This window comes from uncultured Lutibacter sp., assembly GCF_937891065.1.
In the GTDB taxonomy this organism is placed as follows: domain Bacteria; phylum Bacteroidota; class Bacteroidia; order Flavobacteriales; family Flavobacteriaceae; genus Lutibacter.
The window spans coordinates 1-3,785 of the sequence record NZ_CALAEQ010000116.1 but is presented as its reverse complement, the minus strand read 5'-3'; the positions used below and the strand labels follow the sequence as shown (position 1 = coordinate 3,785).

The 3,785-nt window shown below is 30.1% G+C and carries 5 protein-coding genes; 2 read left to right on the top strand and 3 right to left on the bottom strand.

Translation table 11 applies throughout. The features are described 5' to 3' along the window. The 3 genes from Q0352_RS06860 to Q0352_RS06850 form a co-directional block, all read right to left on the bottom strand. On the bottom strand, positions 1 to 482 hold a 482-nt coding region (locus tag Q0352_RS06860), incomplete at its 3' end, for a Na+/H+ antiporter NhaA (RefSeq protein ID WP_299525634.1). Between the two features lie 103 nt (positions 483 to 585). Further along, positions 586 to 2,208: a phosphoenolpyruvate carboxykinase (ATP) gene (pckA, locus tag Q0352_RS06855; protein WP_299525631.1), complete on the bottom strand. Its 1,623-nt coding sequence runs from the start codon at positions 2,206 to 2,208 to the stop codon at positions 586 to 588. Positions 2,209 to 2,479: 271 nt separating this feature from the next. Further along, the gene (locus Q0352_RS06850) at positions 2,480 to 2,863 is read right to left on the bottom strand and encodes a DUF423 domain-containing protein (RefSeq protein WP_299525628.1); all 384 of its coding nucleotides are present in this window, start codon (positions 2,861 to 2,863) and stop codon (positions 2,480 to 2,482) included. Positions 2,864 to 2,931: 68 nt separating this feature from the next. Between Q0352_RS06850 and Q0352_RS06845 the strand changes: the two genes are divergently transcribed. Beyond that, complete coding sequence (locus tag Q0352_RS06845; protein WP_299525625.1) at positions 2,932 to 3,165, top strand: DUF2007 domain-containing protein; 234 nt, start codon at positions 2,932 to 2,934, stop codon at positions 3,163 to 3,165. Positions 3,166 to 3,234: 69 nt separating this feature from the next. After that, on the top strand, positions 3,235 to 3,785 hold a 551-nt coding region (locus Q0352_RS06840), incomplete at its 3' end, for a saccharopine dehydrogenase C-terminal domain-containing protein (protein WP_299525622.1).

Here is a 3,785-nt window from a genome sequence, read left to right as displayed (position 1 = left end):
GTTAAAAATATTTTTAACCCTAAAGGGACTCGCTTACCTAAAAGTTTTAAAATTCCTAAAGTAAAAGCAATATCTGTTGCCATTGGAATACCCCAACCATCTATCCCTAGTTCGCCTTTATTTAAAATAAAGAAAAATGCGACTGGAAATACCATACCTCCAACAGCTGCAAACAATGGTAGCGTAGCCTTTCTTAATGTAGTTAGTTCCCCAACTAATATTTCTCTTTTCACTTCTAAACCAATCACAAAAAAGAAAATAGCCATAAGGCCATCATTTATCCATAATATTAAGGGTTTTGATAAATGAAAATCAGTATCTGAAAAGCCTATCGTAAATTCATGATTCCACAATTCAACATAAGTATTTCCAAATGGTGAATTTGCCCAAACAATAGCCAAAATTGAAAATGCAAAAAGTAATATACTTGATGATGTTTCTAATTTTATAAAATCTTTTAAAGAGTTACTTATGCGTTTCATAATTTACTTTTAAATGTGCTGCGCAAGATACAATATTTTATATATAGTTATAAAAAAAGCCTCCCAATAGGAAGGCTTTAAAATAAATATTATAAATACAAACTTATAATTGAGGCCCGGCAGCAACTAATGCTTTACCTTCTTTATTATCTGTGTATTGTTCAAAGTTTTCTATGAACATTCCTGCTAATTTATCAGCTTTTCTATTCCATTCAGTAACATCTGAATAGGTATCTCTTGGATCTAAAATTTCAGTAGCAACTCCTGTTAATTCAGTTGGAATTTCTAAATTAAATATTTCTAAATTTTTGGTAGGAGCCTTATCAATAGAACCATCTAAGATTGCTGTTATAATTCCCCTTGTATCTTTAATAGAAATACGTTTTCCAGTTCCATTCCATCCGGTATTCACTAAGTAAGCCTCTGCTCCATGCTGTTTCATTTTTTTAACTAGTTCGTGGCCATATTTTGTTGGGTGAAGCGAAAGAAAAGCTCCTCCAAAACAAGCCGAGAAAGTTGGTGTTGGCTCAGTAATACCACACTCAGTACCTGCTAATTTAGCTGTAAAACCTGACAAGAAGTGATATTGAGTTTGTTCAGCTGTTAATTTAGCTACAGGAGGTAATACTCCAAAAGCATCTGCTGTTAAGAAAATTACTTTTTGTGCGTGACCTGCTTTTGAAACTGGAGCTACAATATTGTCAATATGGTGAATTGGATATGATACACGAGTGTTTTGTGTTACAGAACCATCTTTAAAGTCAATTTTACCATTAGCATCAACCGTTACATTCTCTAGTAATGCATTCTTTTTGATTGCTGCAAAAATTTCTGGTTCAGAATCTTTATCTAAATTAATAGTTTTTGCGTAACATCCTCCTTCAAAGTTAAAAATGCCTTCATCATCCCATCCATGCTCATCATCACCAATTAACTGACGATTAGCATCTGTAGATAATGTTGTTTTTCCAGTTCCAGAAAGACCAAAGAAAATCGCAGTATCTCCATCTTTACCAACGTTGGCTGAACAGTGCATTGCTGCTATTCCTCTTAATGGTAAGTAATAGTTCATCATTGCAAACATTCCTTTTTTCATTTCACCACCGTACCAAGTACCTCCAATAATTTGTATTTTTTCAGTTAAATTGAAAACTACAAAATTTTCAGAATTTAAACCTTGTGCTTCCCAATTTGGATTTGAAGTTTCAGAACCGTTTAATACAACAAAATCTGGTTCTCCAAAGTTTTTAAGTTCTTCTGCAGATGGACGAATAAACATATTTGTTACAAAATGCGCTTGCCAAGGAACTTCAACAATAAAACGAACTTTTAAACGAGTATCTTCATTTGCTCCACAAAAAGCATCAACAACATATAATTTTTTAGCTGATAATTCTTCAATTACCAAATCCTTTAAATCGTTCCAAATCTTTTGAGTTGTTGGCTTATTATCATTTGGTGCTTTTTCTGAGTTCCACCATAAAGTATCTTTTGTAACATCATCTTTTACAATAAATTTATCTTTAGGTGAGCGACCTGTAAATTTACCTGTCATTACATTAACAGCTCCAAGTTCTGTTAAAAAACCTTTTTCATAACCTACTAAGTTTTCATCTAACTCATCTCTATAAAGTTGCTCATAAGATGGGTTATAAACTACTTCTTTAATATTTTTAATTCCTAAGTTAAGTAACGATGTCACCATTGTTTTTTTACTAATTTCCATTACCCTAATTTATATATAGTTGTTAAATTTATTTTAAATTCTATGACAAATTTACATTTATTTCAATTTGATAACTTATGATTTTTATCATTTTTTTACACTAAACACTAAATCAACTTTGTGAATTTTAGTGATTTAAATCTGATTTCATTTCCTAAATCCTTATCCCATAGCTATTTCAACGAAAACGTTTTCGTAAAACAACTCTAAAATTCCACGTTTTTTTAATTTAAAAGTAACAAAAGTATCATTATTTTATTTGTGAACTGACTTATTTGAGGTTATTATCCTTCGCTTTAAAAAATACAATTACCATTTTTAACCAACCAATAATAAATAATAACCCTCCTAATGGAGTAATAAACCAAATATTTTTAGCCGAAATTCCAAAAGTTATAGCATATATAGAACCTGAAAAGAAAAGAATCCCAACAAAGAAAAAATAACTAATTGTGTTTTTAGTTTTATTGTTAAACTTTGAATATGTATTTACAAAAAACAGGACTATAACATGGTACATTTGATAATGAACTGCCGTTTCAAAACTATTTAGTTCTGTTATACTTAAAGTTTCTTGAAGTGAGTGAGCACCAAAAGCGCCTAATGCAACAGCTAAGGCTCCTAAAAAAGATGTGAGCGCTAAATTTTTGTTCATTCTTTGATTAATTTAGAGCTACAAAAGTAAAATTAATAGCGCATAATTTCCTATATTTAAACAAAAAAATGAAAAATCATTCAAACACTTTAGTCACAGTTTTAACCGCAAGTTTAATTCACGAAATTCACATTGCCAAAACTTTATTAGCTAGCCGTGGAATTGAAAGTTATATTTTTGATGAGAATATAACAATAACTATTGGTACAGCGTATGTTGATGGCTATAAATTAGAAGTTGACAGTTCCGATTTTAAAAAAGCAAAAAAAATATTAGATGAAATAAATTCAGAAGATAATTAACTATTTTTTTTTAATAACAACCTATTAATTTGTATTTTCGTTCACTTCTAAAAATCAAAAAATATGAAAATGAGAAAAATTTTGTTAATTGGTGCTGGCCAATCATCTTCATCCTTAATTACTTATTTACTTCAAAAATCCTTTTCCGAAAATTTATATTTAACTATTGCTGATGTTAATTTAGAACATGCTAAAAACATACTGCAAAATCATGAAAATGGAATCGCAATTTCGTTAGACATATTTAATAATGAAGAAAGGCAAAAAGCGATTAAGAATGCTGATATTGTTATATCTATGTTACCTGCGCATTTACATTTAAATATAGCGAAAGACTGTTTAAAGTTTGGCAAAAATATGGTGACAGCTTCTTATGTTTCAAATGAAATGAGTCAATTAAATGATGAAGTAATTAAAAAGAACCTCGTTTTTATGAATGAAATTGGTTTAGACCCAGGAATAGACCATATGAGTGCTATGAAAGTGATAGATTCTATAAGAGAAAAGGGTGGTGAAATGTTGCTTTTTGAATCTTTTACAGGTGGTTTAGTAGCGCCTGAAAGCGATGACAATTTATGGAATTATAAATTCACTTGGAACCCTAGAAATGTTGTATTAGC